Origin of the sequence: Bacillus sp. EKM208B (assembly GCF_011800725.1) — a bacterium.
GTDB lineage: Bacteria > Bacillota > Bacilli > Bacillales > Bacillaceae > Bacillus > Bacillus velezensis.
The window spans coordinates 208,881-225,893 of record NZ_JAANHO010000007.1 but is presented as its reverse complement, the minus strand read 5'-3'; the positions used below and the strand labels follow the sequence as shown (position 1 = coordinate 225,893).

The window sequence follows — 17,013 nt, the reverse complement described above, 5'->3', positions numbered from 1 at the left end:
GGCTTTTGCCGTCTTCCATTTTTGGTCAATTAACGAATAAACCAAATTTTTTTAACGGGATTGTTCGTTTTTTTTATTGAGTTTTCAAAATTGAATTGATACAATAGACTCAGAAATCAAATATGCAGATATCGTATAATGGCGGGGATATGGCCCGCAAGTTTCTACCAAGCTACCGTAAATGGCTTGACTACGGATCAATCTCAATCGTTTGATATAAATAATCCATTCTTATTTATTCAGACTGAACGTATGTAGTCAAGCGTCCCAAATGTATTTGGGGCGTTTTTTATTTGGCGGATAACGGGCAGAATAAATGGGAGAGAATGAAGGAGGCAATTGGCTTGAAGCAATTTTTTCAGTTTGATGAGCTGGGGACAAGCTATCGTAATGAAATCATCGGCGGTTTAACGACCTTTTTGTCAATGGCGTACATTCTGTTCGTCAATCCGCTGACATTGTCTTTAAACGGTGTGAAGGGATTTCCGGAAGCATTAAAAATTGATCAGGGCGCGGTGTTCACCGCTACAGCCTTGGCGTCTGCGGCCGGCTGTATTTTAATGGGGCTCATTGCAAAGTATCCGATCGCGATTGCGCCGGGTATGGGATTAAATGCGTTTTTTGCTTTCTCTGTCGTCCTCGGCATGGGGATTTCATGGCAGGCTGCGCTTTCCGGCGTCTTGATTTCCGGAATTATCTTCGTGGCGCTTTCGCTGACGGGACTGCGGGAAAAAATCATTAATGCGATTCCGCCTGAGCTGAAATTGGCGGTCGGCGCGGGTATCGGTTTGTTTATCACATTTGTCGGTTTGCAGGGTTCGGGCATTATTGAAGCGAACTCATCGACTCTGGTGTCTATCGGCAATATTCACAGCGGCCCTGTGCTGCTGACGGTTTTCGGTGTTATTGTGACGGTCATTCTGATGGTGCTTCGCGTAAACGGCGGCGTATTTATCGGAATGCTTCTGACGGCGGTTGCCGGCATGGTTTGCGGACTGATTCCAGTTCCGACGCACATTGTCGGCAGCGTGCCGAGTCTTGCGCCGACTTTCGGGCAGGCGTGGATGCACCTTCCGGATATCTTCTCCGTACAAATGCTGATTGTCATTTTAACTTTCTTGTTCGTCGGGTTTTTCGATACGGCCGGAACGCTGGTGGCTGTAGCGACACAGGCCGGGCTGATGAAGGAAAACAAACTTCCGCGTGCGGGAAGAGCGCTTCTGGCAGATTCGACATCAATCGTTATCGGAGCCGTACTCGGTACGTCTACAACGACTTCTTATGTTGAATCCAGCTCAGGCGTTGCGGCGGGGGCGCGCTCCGGCTTCGCGGCTGTTGTCACGGGCATTCTCTTTTTGCTGGCGATGTTTTTCTCGCCGCTTCTGTCAGTCGTCACCACGAATGTGACGGCTCCGGCTTTAATTATTGTCGGCGCGCTGATGGTGGCGCCGCTCGGTAAGATCGCCTGGGATAAATTCGAGGTGGCTGTGCCGGCATTCTTAACGATGATTATGATGCCGCTGACGTACAGCATTGCGACGGGGATTGCGATCGGTTTTATATTCTACCCGATTACAATGATCTGCAAAGGAAAAGGAAAAAGCGTTCACCCGATTATGTACGGGCTGTTCGTCATCTTTATCCTGTATTTCATCTTCTTGAAATAACGGAAAAACCGGCTGAGTTAAGCCGGTTTTTTGTTTTTGTCCTATTCCGTAAAACCAATACATACGATAAAACGTCATGTGGGTGTCCGGGTGAAGAAAACCGCTTGACTGTTGAAGGACGCTTCGGTACCTTATATAAGTGTTTTATTTTCTTATTTAACAAATTCCGCCGTATTTTTTTGATAGGAGTTGCTGACATGACGGAAGAAAGAAAAGAAACGTTGGAAGAAGAAAAACAGCATCAGGGGACTGATGAAGAACCGCTGTCGAGAATGTCCAGAAATGCGGGACGTTATCAAAAGCAAAAGAAAAAAGAAAAGGAACGGCGCCCGGCTCCGGCTTTTACGGAAAAACTCGCTTCTGCATGGGCCGCGGCCAAACGTTATTGCCGTTTCGCGCTGCGCATTTTGACATCACCGGTGAAGGTCGTTGGGGAAGACGGCTTTTCCCGCTTTAAATATGCTCTTATTTCAATGCTTGTATTCAGTATCTTTTTCTCAATCGGAAATTGGTTTCAGCTGAGGGCAAGCCAGCAAAGGCCTCTCGGATACGGGGAGCGGCATCATACGTTTTTTGACGGCTTTACTGTCGTTCTCGTGTATACGCTCGTCTTTTTTGCCGCTGCGGCCGGCGCGGTCTGGCTTGTATCACGTTATATGATGAAACAGAAAATTACGATGCGGGATGCGGCCGCGGGGGTCGGATCGCTTTTGGTTCCGGCTGTCGCCTGCTCTATCGTGTGGATGATTTTCGCGATATTGAATCTGCCGGTCGTCACCGTGGTGTTTACGGCGCTGACCTTGTTTCTGGCCGCCTCGGCGATGGTGCAGTTTGTGCAGATTCTATACAAATCGGCTGAAAAGCCTGCGGCTGACGTGATGTACTGTATTTCCGCGGCGGTCATCATCATGCTCGTTTTTACGGCTGTGACATGGCCGCTCATTTCCGAGTACTTTACTGCTTCGCTGATCCCTTTATAAGTCGAAATTTGTCTTTCACAATGTTTACAAATTTTTCTAATAAAGCGTATTGTTTTGAGGACCCGGCCGAGATATGATGAGAGCAACAGCAATTCGAAAGCGGCACTACTCTTTATGATTCGGAAAGGGATGATGAAGATGGCCCCGTTGTTGCGAGAAGCCATTAATCGGAAAAAACAGCACCTGAGGACAAAACTGATCCGCTCAGGGTTTTATCAAGACCATGTTCAGGAACTGTCCGGGTACACGCTGAGTGAACTTGAGAAGGAATATGAAGCCGTCAAACGATTGAAAAAAGCCGAGCTTCACTGATAAGAGCTTAACAGTCTGCCTTGCGGGGCGGGCTTTTTTTTCTTTTGAAAATGATGAAAAGAGGGTAAACTATCCTTAATTGAAGGATTGATGCTTTTCAAAGTATCAGAGGAGGGGAATCAGTGATGCAGACGATTTTATCCAACAGTATAGGTATGGTTCTCATTATTCTCATCATTAACATTATATATGTCTCTTTCTTTACGATCAGGATGATTCTGACATTAAAGGGACAGCGCTATTTCGCCGCAGGCATCAGTACGATTGAAATCCTTGTGTATGTGACCGGCCTGAGTCTCGTGCTCGGCAATCTGAATCAAATTCAAAACGTCATTGCCTATGCGCTCGGCTACGGCCTCGGCGTCATAGTGGGAATGAAAATTGAAGAGAAACTGGCGCTCGGCTATATTACAGTCAACGTCATTACGAAGGAGCTCGATCTGGACCTGCCGAAACAGCTCCGGGAAAAAGGATACGGGGTTACAAGCTGGGTTGCGGGCGGACTTGAAGGAGACCGGACCGCCATGCAGATTCTGACGCCGCGCAAATATGAGCTTCAGCTTTATGATACGATTAAAACGCTTGATGAAAAAGCGTTTATTATCGCCTTTGAGCCGAAAACGATCCACGGCGGATTCTGGGTGAAAGCAGTGAAGAAGAGGAGAATTAAGGAATGACAAAGCCAAAAAAGAAACGGTTTGAAGTAACGGAAGATGAAACGATTGACACCATTCTCACTTTAATGAAGGAAGAGGGTTATATGCCCGTCCGGCGGATGGAAGAGCCGATCTTTACAGAAAAGAAAGAAAATGGATCAATTCAAGTCGTTCCTTGCGGGAAAAAAATCGTATTTGAAGGGAAATTGATCTAAACACGAACATTAAAAGAAAGAATTTTTATATCGTTCGATAATGTCGTTGACATTATCCAAGTCCGTTGTTAAGATAAACATGAAATCAAAACACGACCTCATATAATCTTGGGAATATGGCCCATAAGTTTCTACCCGGCTGCCGTAAACGGCCGGACTATGCAGGAAAGTGATAAACAGCTGACATGGATATCGCAGAAGCGAACGACTGACGATACGCGCGCCATGCCCGGTTTGTATTGCTTCCTCATAGTTGCAATATAAGCCGGGCTTTTTTTTCTGAAAAACAAAGCATGAGAAGGTGGGAACAGAATGCAGCCGCTAGCAGGAATCATCATGGGAAGCACCTCCGATTGGGAGACAATAAAACATGCATGCGACATACTTGACGAACTTCACATTCCTTATGAAAAACAGGTGGTATCCGCGCACCGGACGCCTGATTTGATGTTTGAATATGCAGAAAGCGCAAGAGACAGGGGTTTAAAAGTCATTATTGCCGGAGCCGGGGGAGCGGCGCATCTGCCGGGAATGACGGCGGCCAAAACGACGCTGCCGGTGATCGGCGTACCGGTTCAGACGAAATCGCTTAACGGGCTTGATTCTCTTCTGTCTATCGTACAGATGCCCGGCGGCGTGCCGGTCGCGACGACGGCGATCGGGAAAGCGGGCGCAGTGAACGCGGGTCTGTTAGCCGCGCAAATTTTGTCGGCATTTGACGATGACATTGCGGATAAACTAGAGGCGAGAAGAAATGCGACAAAACAAACGGTGCTGGAAAGCAGTGATCAGCTTGTCTGATAAAAAAACGATTTTTCCCGGCGCCGTCATCGGCATTATCGGAGGCGGACAGCTCGGAAAAATGATGGCTGTCGCCGCAAAACAGATGGGCTATAAAGTCGCTGTCGTCGATCCCGTGAAAGACTCGCCATGCGGACAGATCGCCGATATTGAGATTACCGCCCAGTACAATGACCGTGAAGCGATTCAAAAATTGGCCGGAGTCAGTGACATCATTACCTACGAATTTGAAAATATCGATTACGAGGCGCTCAACTGGCTCAAAGAACATGCATATCTTCCCCAGGGAAGCGAGCTGCTGCTCATCACCCAGAACAGGGAAACGGAAAAAAAGGCGATCCAGTCAGCAGGCTGTCAAGTCGCTCCTTATCGGATCGTAAACAGCGGACGGGAGCTTGAGGAAGCCGTTCAGGCACTGGGACTCCCGGCGGTGCTGAAAACATGCCGCGGCGGATATGACGGCAAAGGCCAATTTGTCATTAAGGAAGAAGGACAGACAGATGAAGCGGCTGCGCTGTTAGAAAACGGCACGTGCATACTTGAAAGCTGGGTATCGTTCCGGATGGAGCTTTCCGTTATCGTGACGAGATCGGTGCACGGTGAGATTTCAACCTTTCCGGCTGCTGAAAATATCCACAAAAATAATATTCTGTTCCAAAGCATCGTGCCCGCGAGAGCGGAGGAAACGGTTCAGAAGCGGGCAGAGGCGCTTGCCGTTCAGCTCGCGGAGAAATTGGAACTTGTCGGGCCGCTTGCGGTGGAAATGTTCGTCACGGAAGACGGAGACCTTTTGATTAATGAACTGGCGCCGCGTCCTCACAATTCAGGGCATTATACGCTCGACCTTTGTGAAACGAGCCAATTCGAACAGCACATCAGAGCGGTCTGCGGACTTCCTCTCGGCAGAACCGATCTTCTCAAACCGGGAATGATGGTGAATCTGCTCGGTGATGAAGTGAAGCTTGCGGAGGAGCATACGGAGCTTTTAAAAGAAGCCAAACTGTACCTGTACGGAAAACATGAGATTAAAAAAGGCCGCAAAATGGGGCATATGACATTTTTGCGGAAGCCTGATGAAACATGGATTCAGGACATCACGAACATATGGATGAAAAGAGACGGAGGACGAGCATAATGATCGAACGTTATTCAAGACCTGAAATGTCCGCGATCTGGACGGACGAAAACAGATACCAGGCATGGCTGGAAGTCGAGATTTTAGCCTGTGAAGCCTGGGCTGAGCTTGGCGTCATTCCGAAAGAAGACGTCAAGGTCATGCGCGAAAACGCGTCTTTTGACATCAACCGGATTTTGGAAATCGAGCAGGATACGCGCCATGACGTCGTTGCATTTACCCGCGCGGTTTCAGAATCATTAGGCGAAGAAAGAAAATGGGTTCACTACGGCCTGACGTCAACAGATGTCGTGGATACCGCTCTTTCCTATCTATTAAAACAGGCGAATGAGATCTTGCTCAAGGACATTGAGAGATTTGTTGACATTATAAAAGAAAAAGCGAAAGAACATAAATACACGGTCATGATGGGCCGCACGCACGGCGTACACGCGGAACCGACGACATTCGGCCTGAAGCTCGCGCTTTGGCACGAAGAAATGAAACGCAACCTTGAACGTTTCAAGCAGGCAAAAGAAGGGATCGAAGTCGGGAAGCTTTCCGGCGCGGTCGGCACATATGCGAATATTGATCCGTTCGTAGAGCAGTATGTCTGTGAAAAACTCGGCCTGAAAGCGGCGCCGATTTCCACTCAGACATTACAGCGCGACCGTCATGCGGATTACATGGCGGCACTGGCTTTGATCGCGACGAGCATTGAAAAATTCGCAGTGGAAATCCGCGGTCTGCAAAAGAGTGAAACACGTGAAGTGGAAGAGTTTTTTGCGAAAGGACAAAAAGGTTCATCGGCTATGCCTCATAAACGGAATCCGATCGGGTCGGAAAATATGACGGGCATGGCGCGCGTGATCCGCGGGTACATGCTGACGGCATACGAAAATGTACCTTTATGGCATGAGCGTGATATTTCTCATTCATCAGCTGAGCGCATCATTCTTCCTGACGCGACAATCGCGCTGAATTACATGCTGAACCGATTCAGCAATATCGTCAAAAACTTAACGGTATTCCCGGAAAATATGAAACGCAACATGGACCGCACACTCGGTTTAATCTACTCTCAGCGCGTGCTGCTCGCTTTAATCGACACGGGTCTGCCTCGTGAAGAAGCATATGACACGGTTCAGCCGAAAGCGATGGAAGCGTGGGAAAAACAAGTGCCTTTCCGCCAGCTTGTCGAAGCTGAGGAAAAAATCACGTCCCGTCTCACAACGGAACAGATTGCCGATTGCTTTGACTACAATTATCATCTGAAAAACGTCGACTTGATCTTTGATCGTTTAGGTTTATAGAAGAAGCCAGCCGGAGGCGGCTTCTTCAGCCGCCATAGATTGAATATTCCCAACATTCGGGTTAGGAGGCCTTCCGTGAATATTGTGAACAATAATCTTCTTTATGAAGGAAAAGCGAAACGGATTTATCAAACTGAAGACGAACAGATTCTCCGCGTGGTCTACAAGGATTCCGCAACAGCCTTTAACGGTGAGAAAAAAGCGGAGATCAGCGGAAAGGGCCGTCTGAACAATGAAATTTCAAGCCTGATTTTCAAACATCTGCACGCCAAAGGAATTGACAACCACTTTGTGGAGCGTGTTTCAGAATCAGAGCAGCTTATCAAAAAAGTGAGCATCATTCCGCTTGAAGTCGTGGTCAGAAACATTGCCGCCGGAAGCATGTCGAAACGTCTCGGCATCCCGGAAGGAACTGAGCTTCCGCAGCCGATTATCGAATTTTACTATAAAGATGATGCACTCGGTGATCCGCTCATCACAGAAGATCATATCTGGCTCTTAAAAGCTGCGGCTCCTGAGCAGGTCAAAACGATCAAATCGATTACAAACCAGGTGAATCAAGAACTTCAGCATATTTTTGAAGACTGCGGCGTCAGATTAATAGATTTTAAGCTGGAATTCGGCTTAGACGCAGAGGGACGGGTGCTTTTAGCGGACGAAATTTCTCCTGACACGTGCCGTCTGTGGGACAAAGACACAAACGAAAAGCTCGATAAAGATTTGTTCAGACGGAACCTGGGAAGCTTAACCGACGCATATGAAGAGATTTTCAAAAGACTGGGAGGCATTTCATAATGTATAAAGTGAAAGTTTATGTCAGCTTAAAAGAAAGTGTGCTCGATCCTCAAGGAAGCGCGGTGCAGCATGCATTGCACAGCATGGCCTACAATGAAGTGCAGGATGTGCGCATCGGAAAATACATGGAGCTGACGATTGAAAAATCTGACCGCGATCTTGACGCGCTCGTGAAAGAAATGTGTGAAAAGCTCCTTGCCAATACAGTCATTGAAGACTACCGATATGAAGTTGAGGAGGTTGTCGCACAGTGAAATTTGCGGTGATTGTGTTACCCGGCTCCAACTGTGATATTGATATGTTCCACGCCGTAAAGGACGAACTCGGCGAAGAAGTCGAGTATGTCTGGCACGAGGAAACAAGCCTTGACGGATTTGACGGCGTGCTCATCCCCGGCGGGTTTTCATACGGCGACTACTTGAGATGCGGCGCCATCGCCAGATTCGCAAACATCATGCCGGCCGTGAAAAAAGCGGCTGCCGAAGGAAAACCGGTTCTCGGCGTCTGCAACGGATTCCAGATTCTGCAGGAGCTCGGACTTCTGCCCGGCGCGATGAGACGCAATAAAGATTTAAAGTTCATCTGCCGCCCGGTTGAACTAATCGTGCAGAACAGCGGCACGTTATTCACATCTTCCTATGAAAAAGGACAATCGATTACGATTCCGGTTGCCCACGGCGAAGGCAATTTCTACTGTGATGACGAAACGCTTGAAAGATTAAAAGAAAACGATCAAATCGCCTTCACATACGGCGGCGATATTAACGGAAGCGTCAGCGGCATTGCCGGCGTCGTGAATGAGAAAGGCAACGTATTAGGCATGATGCCTCACCCTGAGCGCGCAGTCGATGAACTGCTCGGCAGCGCAGACGGTCTTACATTGTTCCGGTCTATCGTGAAAAATTGGAGGGAAACTCATGTCGCTACTGCTTGAACCAAGTAAAGAACAAATAAAAGAAGAGAAACTCTATCAGCAAATGGGTGTCAGTGATGACGAGTTCGCACTCATTGAATCTATTATCGGAAGATTGCCGAACTACACGGAAATCGGGATTTTTTCCGTCATGTGGTCAGAGCACTGCAGCTATAAAAACTCAAAACCGGTTTTACGCAAATTCCCGACTAACGGCGAACGCGTGCTGCAGGGTCCCGGAGAAGGCGCGGGAATCGTTGACATCGGTGACAATCAGGCGGTCGTGTTCAAAATTGAATCTCATAACCATCCGTCAGCGATTGAGCCATACCAAGGTGCTGCGACGGGAGTGGGCGGCATCATCCGTGATGTTTTCTCAATGGGCGCCCGTCCGATAGCTGTATTAAACTCTCTTCGATTTGGTGAGCTCGCTTCACCTCGTGTGAAGTACTTGTTTGAAGAAGTAGTGGCGGGAATCGCGGGATACGGAAACTGTATCGGCATTCCGACGGTCGGCGGAGAAGTGCAGTTTGACGCAAGCTATGAGGGCAATCCGCTTGTCAATGCAATGTGCGTCGGCTTAATTGATCATAAAGATATTAAAAAGGGCCAGGCGAAAGGTGTCGGCAATACGGTCATGTACGTCGGCGCTAAAACGGGCCGCGACGGCATACACGGCGCTACTTTCGCATCAGAAGAAATGTCAGATTCATCTGAAGAAAAACGTTCCGCGGTGCAGGTCGGCGATCCTTTCATGGAAAAACTTCTCCTGGAAGCATGCCTTGAAGTCATCCAATGCGACGCCTTAGTCGGCATTCAGGATATGGGGGCGGCCGGTCTGACAAGTTCGAGTGCTGAAATGGCAAGCAAAGCCGGCTCCGGCATTGAAATGAACCTTGATTTCATTCCGCAGCGGGAAACAGGTATGACCGCTTACGAAATGATGCTTTCCGAGTCTCAGGAACGCATGCTTCTCGTCATTGAACGCGGACGTGAACAGGAAATTGTCGATATTTTTGATAAATATGATCTTGAAGCGGTTTCCGTAGGTCATGTTACGGATGATAAAATGCTCCGCCTCCGCCATAACGGAGAGGTTGTTTGCGAGCTTCCGGTCGACGCGCTGGCGGAAGAAGCGCCTGTATACCACAAGCCGTCAGCAGAACCCGCGTACTACCGCGAGTTTCAGGAAACGGAAGTTCCCGCGCCTGAAGTAAAAGATGCGACAGAGACGCTTTTTGCCCTGCTGCAGCAGCCGACAATCGCCAGCAAAGAGTGGGTGTACGATCAGTATGACTACATGGTGCGCACAAATACGGTGGTCGCTCCGGGCTCTGACGCGGGAGTGCTCAGAATCCGCGGCACGAAAAAAGCGCTGGCGATGACGACGGATTGCAACGCGCGTTATTTATATCTTGATCCAGAAGAAGGCGGGAAAATCGCCGTTGCCGAAGCGGCGCGCAACATCGTATGCTCCGGCGCCGAACCGCTTGCGGTCACGGATAATCTGAATTTCGGAAACCCGGAAAAACCTGAAATTTTCTGGCAGATCGAAAAAGCGGCCGACGGCATCAGCGAGGCGTGTAATGTTCTCAGCACTCCCGTCATCGGCGGTAACGTATCACTTTATAATGAATCGAACGGAACGGCGATCTACCCGACGCCTGTGATCGGCATGGTCGGCTTAATTGAAGATACCGCTCATATTACGACACAGCATTTCAAACAAGCGGGGGATCTTGTATACGTGATCGGCGAAACAAAACCTGAGTTTGCCGGAAGCGAACTGCAAAAAATGACAGAAGGCCGCATTTACGGCAAAGCGCCGCAAATCGATCTTGATGTAGAGCTGTCACGCCAAAAAGCATTGCTTGACGCGATTAAAAAAGGCTTCGTACAATCAGCGCATGATGTGTCTGAAGGCGGCTTAGGCGTAGCGGTTGCAGAAAGCGTCATGACGACGGAAAACCTTGGCGCGCACGTGACTGTAGAAGGGGAAGCGGCATTATTATTCTCTGAATCTCAATCACGCTTCGTCGTTTCGGTGAAAAAAGAACACCAAGCGGCGTTTGAAGCGGCTATGGCCGATGCGGTTCATATCGGCGAGGTAACGGCTGACGGACTTCTGGCGATTCAAAACCAGGACGGACAACAATTGGTTCACGCGCAAACGAAAGAACTTGAGCGCGCGTGGAAAGGAGCTATTCCATGCTTGCTGAAATCAAAGGCCTGAATGAAGAATGCGGTGTGTTTGGCATCTGGGGACATGAAGAAGCCCCGCAGATCACGTATTACGGCCTGCACAGCCTCCAGCACAGAGGACAGGAAGGCGCCGGCATCGTGGCGACTGACGGTGAAAAACTGACTGCGCATAAAGGACAGGGGCTTATTACCGAGGTTTTTCAAAACGGCGAACTGAGCAAAGTGAAGGGAAAAGGCGCGATCGGGCACGTCCGTTATGCGACGGCAGGCGGAGGCGGATATGAAAATGTCCAGCCGCTCCTGTTCCGTTCGCAAAACAACGGCAGCCTCGCGCTTGCCCATAACGGCAACTTGGTCAACGCCACACAGTTGAAGCAGCAGCTTGAAAACCAAGGGAGCATCTTTCAGACTTCCTCCGATACGGAAGTGCTGGCTCATCTGATTAAACGCAGCGGACACTTTTCGCTGAAGGATCAGATCAAAAATTCGCTGTCTATGCTGAAAGGCGCTTATGCCTTTTTAATCATGACTGAAACAGAAATGATCGTAGCGCTTGACCCGAACGGACTCAGACCGCTGTCAATCGGCATGATGGGTGACGCTTACGTCGTGGCATCAGAAACGTGCGCATTCGATGTGGTCGGCGCGACATACCTTCGCGAGGTAGAGCCGGGCGAAATGCTGATCATCAATGATGAAGGCATGAAATCAGAGCGTTTCTCCATGAATATCAACCGTTCCATCTGCAGCATGGAGTACATTTATTTCTCAAGACCTGACAGCAATATCGACGGCATTAACGTGCACAGCGCCCGGAAAAACCTCGGAAAAATGCTTGCCCAGGAGTCCGCGATTGAAGCGGATGTCGTCACAGGCGTGCCTGATTCCAGTATTTCTGCAGCCATCGGCTATGCCGAGGCAACGGGCATTCCGTACGAACTCGGTCTCATTAAAAACCGTTATGTCGGCAGAACGTTTATTCAGCCGTCCCAGGCTCTGCGCGAGCAAGGCGTCAGAATGAAGCTGTCCGCCGTCCGCGGTGTTGTTGAAGGAAAACGGGTCGTCATGGTTGATGATTCCATCGTGCGCGGGACGACAAGCCGCCGGATTGTCACAATGCTCAGAGAAGCGGGAGCGACAGAGGTGCACGTCAAGATCAGTTCACCGCCGATCGCTCATCCGTGCTTCTACGGCATCGACACATCAACCCATGAGGAGCTGATCGCTTCTTCTCATTCGGTGGAAGAAATCCGCCAGATCATCGGTGCTGACACGCTTTCTTTCTTAAGTGTAGACGGATTGTTAAAAGGAGTCGGCCGAAAATTTGAAGACACCAACTGCGGACAATGCCTCGCTTGTTTTACGGGCAAATATCCGACGGAAATTTATCAGGATACAGTGCTTCCTCACGTAAAAGAAGCGGTGCTGACAAAATAAAATCTGAAAATGACATAAAGGCAGCGGGAATTCAGGCTGCCTTTCTCTTTCTGCCTTTTAAGGAGAAACGAATTGACAAGGAGTGATAGGGATGTCTGATGCTTATAAAAATGCCGGAGTTGACATCGAAGCCGGATACGAAGCCGTCAAACGAATGAAAAAACACGTGGAGCGCACGAAAAGGCTCGGCGTTATGGGAAGCCTAGGCGGTTTTGGCGGAATGTTTGATCTGTCAGAGCTTCCGTATCAAAAGCCTGTTTTAATTTCCGGAACAGACGGTGTCGGCACCAAGCTGAAACTCGCATTTTCAATGGATAAGCATGACACGATCGGCGTCGATGCGGTCGCGATGTGTGTAAATGATGTGCTTGCCCAAGGAGCGGAGCCGCTGTTTTTCCTTGATTATTTGGCGGTCGGCAAGGCTGATCCGGTAAAAATTGAGCAGATCGTTCAGGGCGTGGCGGACGGATGCGAGCAGTCAGGATCAGCGCTTATCGGCGGTGAGACGGCGGAAATGCCGGGACTGTATACGGTTGATGAATACGATATTGCGGGCTTTTCAGTCGGCGTCGCGGAAAAAGACGAAATCGTCACCGGTGAACATATCGAAGAGGGGCATCTCTTAATCGGACTTACTTCAAGCGGCCTTCACAGCAACGGATTTTCCCTTGTGAGAAAAGTGCTTCTTGATGACGGCGGACTTGATTTGGATACTGTCTATGAACCGTTTGCGCGTCCTCTCGGAGAAGAATTGCTGGAACCGACGAGAATATATATGAAGCCGGTGCTCAAGGCGGTGAAAAGCGGTAAGGTGGACGGCATGGCGCATGTGACAGGCGGAGGATTCATCGAGAACATCCCGCGGATGCTGCCGGACGGATTGAGTGCGGAAATTGATCACGGATCATGGCCGATCCCGCCGATTTTTCCGTTTCTGCAGGAGCACGGCAAGCTGAAAGAAGAAGAAATGTTCAATGTTTTTAATATGGGCATCGGTTTTGTCCTTGCCGTTAAAGAAGAAAACCTGACAGACGTCATCGACACGCTTGAAGCTCAGGGCGAGAAGGCTTATTTGATCGGCCGGGTCAAGCGGGGCGAAGGCATTTCTTTCGGCGGTGCGGCTCTTTCATGAAAAAGTTTGCGGTATTTGCTTCAGGAAACGGATCGAACTTCGAGGCCATTGCCAAACGCATGAGAGAAGAGAAGTGGGATGCGGAGCTCTCGCTTCTCGTGACGGATAAGCCTCAGGCAAAGGCGGTGGAAAGGGCGGAGGCTTTACACATTCCGTCATTCGCCTTTGAACCGTCATCTTTTGAAAACAAAGCGGCCTTTGAACGGGCCGTTATTGAACAGCTGTGCCTGCACGGGGCGGAATTAATCGTTCTCGCCGGTTATATGAGACTGATTGGAGATACGCTGCTTGAAGCATACGGGGGCCGCATTATTAATATACATCCCTCGCTTCTTCCGGCATTCCCCGGGATTGACGCTGTCGGACAGGCGTATCGGGCCGGTGTGAAAGTGGCGGGCATTACCGTTCATTACGTCGACGAAGGCATGGACACAGGACCGATTATCGCGCAAAAAGCATTCGAAATACAGGAAAACGATACGCTTGAAGACATAGAGCATACAATACACGAGCTTGAGCACAAATGGTATCCGAGCGTTGTGAAACAGCTGCTGGGACTAAATAACAGAGGTGAAAAGGCATGACAATCAAACGCGCACTAATCAGTGTTTCTGATAAAACAAATCTCGTACCTTTCGTAAAGGAACTGACAGAGCTCGGCGTCGAAGTCATTTCGACCGGAGGAACAAAAAAACTACTTCAGGAAAACGGTGTGGATGTCATCGGCATTTCAGAAGTGACCGGATTTCCTGAAATTATGGACGGACGGTTAAAAACGCTCCATCCTAATATTCACGGCGGCCTGCTTGCCGTAAGAGACAATGAAGAGCATATGGCGCAGATCAATGAGCACGGCATTGCACCGATTGACCTTGTGGTTGTCAACCTTTATCCGTTTAAAGAAACGATTTCAAAAGAAGATGTAACATACGATGAAGCGATAGAAAACATTGATATCGGCGGCCCCGGCATGCTGCGCGCCGCATCGAAAAACCATCAGGATGTGACGGTCATCACAGATCCGGCCGATTACAGCTCCGTGCTCAATGAGATGAAAGAACACGGCGGTGTTTCGCTTAAAAGAAAACGCGAGCTTGCGGCCAAAGTATTCCGCCATACCGCGGCATACGACGCATTAATCGCTGATTACTTAACACGCGAGGCCGGTGAGAAAGACCCTGAGCAATTCACCGTTACATTTCAGAAAAAACAATCGCTCCGCTACGGTGAAAACCCTCACCAAGAGGCTGTTTTCTATCAAAGCGCACTTCCTGTCTCCGGTTCCATCGCGGCGGCAAAACAGCTTCACGGCAAAGAGCTTTCTTACAACAATATTAAGGACGCGGATGCGGCCGTTCAAATCGTCCGGGAGTTTACAGAACCCGCAGCTGTCGCCGTTAAACATATGAACCCGTGCGGAGTCGGTACGGGAGCTTCAATTGAGGAAGCATTCAATAAAGCGTATGAAGCTGATAAAACCTCCATTTTCGGCGGCATCATCGCGCTGAACCGTGAAGTTGATCAGGCAACGGCTGAAGCCCTTCACGGCATCTTTTTAGAAATCATTATCGCCCCTTCTTTCAGTGAAGAAGCGCTGAACGTGCTGACGGCGAAGAAAAACCTTCGTCTGCTCACGCTTGACGTGACCGCATCAGGGAAGAAAGAAAAACAGCTGACATCCGTACAGGGCGGCCTTTTGATTCAAGATTTAGACGTCCATGGATTTGATGACGCCGACATCAGCATCCCGACAAAAAGAGAGCCGAACGAGCAGGAATGGGAAGATCTGAAGCTCGCCTGGAAAGTCGTCAAACACGTAAAATCCAACGCGATCGTTCTTGCAAAAGACCATATGACGGTCGGTGTGGGCGCAGGACAGATGAATCGCGTCGGTTCAGCTAAAATCGCCATTGAGCAGGCCGGAGAAAAAGCAAAAGGCAGCGCGCTCGGATCAGACGCGTTTTTCCCGATGCCGGATACAGTCGAAGAAGCCGCAAAAGCCGGTGTCACGGCGATTATCCAGCCAGGCGGATCGGTCCGCGATGAAGATTCGATTAAAAAAGCGGATGAATACGGGATCGCCATGGTATTCACCGGCATCAGACATTTCAAACATTAAGAGGGGGAACGAAGCGTGAATGTATTGATTATCGGAAAAGGCGGCAGAGAGCATACATTGGCTTGGAAAGCGGCGCAAAGCCCGCTTGTTGACACGGTGTACGCCGCGCCCGGAAATGACGGTATGGCAGACTGCGCGACGCTGGCCAACATTGAAGAAAGCGATCATGCCGCACTCATTGCGTTTGCGAAAGAACATCATGTCGGGCTGACGATTATCGGCCCCGAAGTTCCTCTGATTGAAGGGATAGCGGACGAGTTTGAAAAAGCCGGACTGCTTGTTTTCGGACCGTCTGAAAAAGCGGCTATCATTGAAGGAAGCAAACAGTTTGCCAAGGATTTAATGAAAAAATACGGTATTCCGACGGCGGAGTATGAGACGTTTACTTCATTTGAAGAGGCGAAAGCATATGTGCAGCAAAAAGGCGCGCCGATTGTCATTAAAGCGGACGGGCTTGCCGCCGGAAAAGGTGTCACGGTCGCGATGACGGAAGAAGAAGCGATTGAATGCCTGCACGATTTTCTTGAAGATGAGAAATTCGGCGAGGCGAGCGCATCTGTTGTCATTGAAGAGTTCCTCGCCGGCGAAGAATTTTCTTTAATGGCGTTTGTAAAAGGGGAGACCGTCTATCCGATGGTAATCGCTCAAGATCATAAACGCGCCTTCGATGGAGACAAAGGGCCGAATACGGGCGGAATGGGCGCCTACTCACCGGTGCCGCACATTTCCGATGATATCGTCAGAAGCGCAGTCGAAACGATTGTGAAGCCGGCGGCAAAAGCAATGGTGAAAGAGGGACGCTCCTTCACGGGCGTGCTGTACGCGGGGCTGATTTTGACGGAAAACGGATCAAAAGTCATTGAATTCAACGCGCGCTTCGGAGATCCGGAAACACAGGTTGTCGTGCCGAGAATGGAATCTGACCTCATCCAGGTGCTTTTGGATCTGCTGCATGAGAAGGATGTTGACCTAAGGTGGAAAGATACGGCCGCCGTCAGCGTCGTACTGGCTTCTGAAGGCTATCCGGAAGGCTATGCGAAAGGGACGCCGATCGGCAGTTTGGCATCCGCTGAAGACGGGATCGCCATTTTTCATGCCGGAACGAAAAAAGAAGGCGGTCAATTTGTCACAAACGGCGGCCGGGTCGCCAATGTCACCGCATTTGCTGAGACATTTGAAGCGGCGAGAGATAAAGTGTACAGCGCCGTTTCAGGGCTGACAAAACCCGGGCTGTTTTACAGAAGCGACATCGGCGCCCGTGCGCTGAAAGCTTCTCAACGATAGAAAGCAGAACCCCGCAGCACCCGAGCTGCGGGGTTTTTTACGTAAGCTGAGGACGGCCTAGGTTGTCGGCTTG

17 protein-coding genes and 2 riboswitches are annotated in these 17,013 nt (G+C 49.6%); all 17 genes read left to right on the top strand.

Going from position 1 to position 17,013, the window contains the following annotated elements; translation table 11 throughout:
- The first annotated feature begins 111 nt into the window (after nucleotides 1-111).
- Nucleotides 112-213: riboswitch (purine riboswitch) on the top strand.
- A gap of 131 nt (nucleotides 214-344) precedes the next feature.
- The 17 genes from G9F75_RS14435 (at nucleotide 345) to purD (ending at nucleotide 16,940) form a co-directional block, all read left to right on the top strand.
- Nucleotides 345-1,667 (top strand): NCS2 family permease, encoded by a 1,323-nt coding sequence (locus G9F75_RS14435; protein ID WP_007408891.1) that lies wholly within the window; start codon nucleotides 345-347, stop codon nucleotides 1,665-1,667.
- A 197-nt stretch (nucleotides 1,668-1,864) separates the two neighbouring features.
- The gene (locus G9F75_RS14430) at nucleotides 1,865-2,647 is read left to right on the top strand and encodes a hypothetical protein (protein WP_053285249.1); all 783 of its coding nucleotides are present in this window, start codon (nucleotides 1,865-1,867) and stop codon (nucleotides 2,645-2,647) included.
- 138 nt (nucleotides 2,648-2,785) lie between these two features.
- On the top strand, nucleotides 2,786-2,959 hold the full coding sequence (locus G9F75_RS14425) for a Fur-regulated basic protein FbpA (RefSeq protein ID WP_003155777.1): 174 nt from the start codon (nucleotides 2,786-2,788) through the stop codon (nucleotides 2,957-2,959).
- A gap of 122 nt (nucleotides 2,960-3,081) precedes the next feature.
- Nucleotides 3,082-3,636 carry a DUF2179 domain-containing protein gene (locus tag G9F75_RS14420; protein ID WP_014469850.1) on the top strand — a complete coding sequence of 185 codons (555 nt, stop codon included), beginning with the start codon at nucleotides 3,082-3,084 and terminating at the stop codon, nucleotides 3,634-3,636.
- Nucleotides 3,633-3,830, top strand: coding sequence for an NETI motif-containing protein (locus G9F75_RS14415; RefSeq protein ID WP_007609843.1), 198 nt, complete (start codon nucleotides 3,633-3,635; stop codon nucleotides 3,828-3,830). The genes G9F75_RS14420 and G9F75_RS14415 overlap by 4 nt, the downstream gene beginning before the upstream one ends.
- Before the next feature lie 78 nt (nucleotides 3,831-3,908).
- Nucleotides 3,909-4,010, top strand: a riboswitch (purine riboswitch).
- Between the two features lie 132 nt (nucleotides 4,011-4,142).
- Complete coding sequence (gene purE, locus G9F75_RS14410; protein WP_167409180.1) at nucleotides 4,143-4,631, top strand: 5-(carboxyamino)imidazole ribonucleotide mutase; 489 nt, start codon at nucleotides 4,143-4,145, stop codon at nucleotides 4,629-4,631.
- The gene (gene purK / locus G9F75_RS14405) at nucleotides 4,585-5,766 is read left to right on the top strand and encodes a 5-(carboxyamino)imidazole ribonucleotide synthase (protein WP_045206924.1); all 1,182 of its coding nucleotides are present in this window, start codon (nucleotides 4,585-4,587) and stop codon (nucleotides 5,764-5,766) included. Before purE ends, purK begins: the two co-directional genes overlap by 47 nt.
- A complete protein-coding gene (gene purB / locus G9F75_RS14400) occupies nucleotides 5,766-7,058 on the top strand; it encodes an adenylosuccinate lyase (RefSeq protein WP_022552701.1) in 1,293 nt (430 codons plus the stop codon). Before purK ends, purB begins: the two co-directional genes overlap by 1 nt.
- Before the next feature lie 75 nt (nucleotides 7,059-7,133).
- Entirely contained in the window at nucleotides 7,134-7,853 is a 720-nt protein-coding gene (purC, locus tag G9F75_RS14395; RefSeq protein ID WP_014417101.1) for a phosphoribosylaminoimidazolesuccinocarboxamide synthase, read from the top strand.
- Complete coding sequence (purS, locus tag G9F75_RS14390; protein WP_014417102.1) at nucleotides 7,853-8,107, top strand: phosphoribosylformylglycinamidine synthase subunit PurS; 255 nt, start codon at nucleotides 7,853-7,855, stop codon at nucleotides 8,105-8,107. Before purC ends, purS begins: the two co-directional genes overlap by 1 nt.
- Complete coding sequence (gene purQ / locus G9F75_RS14385) at nucleotides 8,104-8,787, top strand: phosphoribosylformylglycinamidine synthase subunit PurQ (protein ID WP_014417103.1); 684 nt, start codon at nucleotides 8,104-8,106, stop codon at nucleotides 8,785-8,787. The genes purS and purQ overlap by 4 nt, the downstream gene beginning before the upstream one ends.
- Nucleotides 8,771-10,999 (top strand): phosphoribosylformylglycinamidine synthase subunit PurL, encoded by a 2,229-nt coding sequence (gene purL, locus G9F75_RS14380; RefSeq protein ID WP_167409179.1) that lies wholly within the window; start codon nucleotides 8,771-8,773, stop codon nucleotides 10,997-10,999. Before purQ ends, purL begins: the two co-directional genes overlap by 17 nt.
- Nucleotides 10,975-12,405 (top strand): amidophosphoribosyltransferase, encoded by a 1,431-nt coding sequence (gene purF, locus G9F75_RS14375; RefSeq protein ID WP_014417105.1) that lies wholly within the window; start codon nucleotides 10,975-10,977, stop codon nucleotides 12,403-12,405. Before purL ends, purF begins: the two co-directional genes overlap by 25 nt.
- A gap of 91 nt (nucleotides 12,406-12,496) precedes the next feature.
- Nucleotides 12,497-13,537: a phosphoribosylformylglycinamidine cyclo-ligase gene (purM, locus tag G9F75_RS14370; RefSeq protein WP_167409178.1), complete on the top strand. Its 1,041-nt coding sequence runs from the start codon at nucleotides 12,497-12,499 to the stop codon at nucleotides 13,535-13,537.
- Nucleotides 13,534-14,121, top strand: a complete 588-nt coding sequence (purN, locus tag G9F75_RS14365; RefSeq protein ID WP_021495180.1) for a phosphoribosylglycinamide formyltransferase — start codon at nucleotides 13,534-13,536, stop codon at nucleotides 14,119-14,121. Before purM ends, purN begins: the two co-directional genes overlap by 4 nt.
- The gene (gene purH / locus G9F75_RS14360) at nucleotides 14,118-15,656 is read left to right on the top strand and encodes a bifunctional phosphoribosylaminoimidazolecarboxamide formyltransferase/IMP cyclohydrolase (protein WP_167409177.1); all 1,539 of its coding nucleotides are present in this window, start codon (nucleotides 14,118-14,120) and stop codon (nucleotides 15,654-15,656) included. Before purN ends, purH begins: the two co-directional genes overlap by 4 nt.
- 15 nt (nucleotides 15,657-15,671) lie before the next feature.
- Nucleotides 15,672-16,940, top strand: coding sequence for a phosphoribosylamine--glycine ligase (gene purD / locus G9F75_RS14355; protein WP_088056303.1), 1,269 nt, complete (start codon nucleotides 15,672-15,674; stop codon nucleotides 16,938-16,940).
- Nucleotides 16,941-17,013 lie beyond the last annotated feature (73 nt).